The 1147-nt window shown below is 54.1% G+C and carries 1 protein-coding gene and 1 pseudogene; both read left to right on the plus strand.

Features of this window, described 5'->3' with window-relative positions:
• Positions 1 to 229, plus strand: a pseudogene (locus QQS14_RS16385) (IS3 family transposase); the annotation flags it as partial.
• On the plus strand, positions 226 to 1110 hold the full coding sequence (locus QQS14_RS16390; RefSeq protein ID WP_285908093.1) for an IS3 family transposase: 885 nt from the start codon (positions 226 to 228) through the stop codon (positions 1108 to 1110). The pseudogene QQS14_RS16385 and the gene QQS14_RS16390, both read left to right, overlap by 4 nt.
• Positions 1111 to 1147 lie beyond the last annotated feature (37 nt).

Consider the following 1147-nt stretch of genomic DNA (forward strand, 5'->3'; position numbering starts at 1 on the left):
CGAACTGGGGTACTCGTGCCGTGAAGCTGGTGAACAGCTTGGGTGCAGTTCGTGGTCTGTCCGCGAATGGATCAAACAGCTACGGGCCAACGGTGATGTGCCGCCGGAGGAAAAAACGGCAGCTTCTGCCCAGGATTTCAAATTGTTGCGCGAGGAAAATGCCCGCCTCCGCCTTGAGAACGAAATCCTAAAAAAGGCAGCGGCGTACTTTGCCAAGGAGTCCCTGTGAAGTACGCGTGGATTAGAAACCAAAGGGACCAATATCCTGTTCGGTTGCTCTGTGACGTTGCCGGTGTCAGCGCAAGTGGCTATTATGGATGGATGAATGCCGCAGACAAGCCGCAGGCGAAGCGCGAAGAAGCATTACGCAAGGCTGTCCGGTTTTATCATCAAAGGAGCAATGGAGTTTACGGCTACCGAAAAGTGCATACGGACCTGGTCGAGGAGGCAGGCTTGACGTGTTGCCTTGAAACTGTTCGGCGGATCATGCAGTCGGAAGGATTGCGATCGAGAGTGCTTCGCAAGCATCGCTACCCTGCCACCGGAGAACGTTTTGCCTTTGCTGCGGAAAATTTGCTTGCTCGGGAATTCGTGGCCTCTGAGCCAAACCAGAAATGGACGGCTGACATTACGTACCTGAGGACGGATGAAGGCTGGTTGTATCTGGCCGTAGTGTTGGATTTGTTCTCAAGGCGCGTGGTTGGCTGGTCGATGTCGGAACGGGCGGACGCCCAACTTGCCTGTCGTGCGCTGACGTCTGCCTTGCAACAAAGGAGACCGGGTTCTGGATTGTTGCACCACAGTGATCAAGGATGCCAATATACGAGCGGAGCGTTCTCTACAGAGCTTGATCGCCACGGGATCGTCTGCAGCATGAGCCGTCGGGGAAACTGCTGGGACAATGCCGTCACAGAGAGTTTCTTTAGCAAGCTCAAAAGGGAATGGGTACACGGAAAACGGTATCGGACGCGCCAAGAGGCCCGGCAGGATGTCTTCCTCTATCTGGAAGTATTCTATAACCGAAAAAGGCGACATGCCTTTCTCGGCTACCAAAGCCCGGAAGCATTCGAGCGCCAGTTTCACCAGACAAACCAAAAACTGGCGGCATGACCTCCCGAAGAGTGTCCGTTTTTACTATGGCACTTCA

The organism is Pseudodesulfovibrio pelocollis (assembly GCF_030282845.1).
GTDB lineage: Bacteria > Desulfobacterota > Desulfovibrionia > Desulfovibrionales > Desulfovibrionaceae > Pseudodesulfovibrio > Pseudodesulfovibrio pelocollis.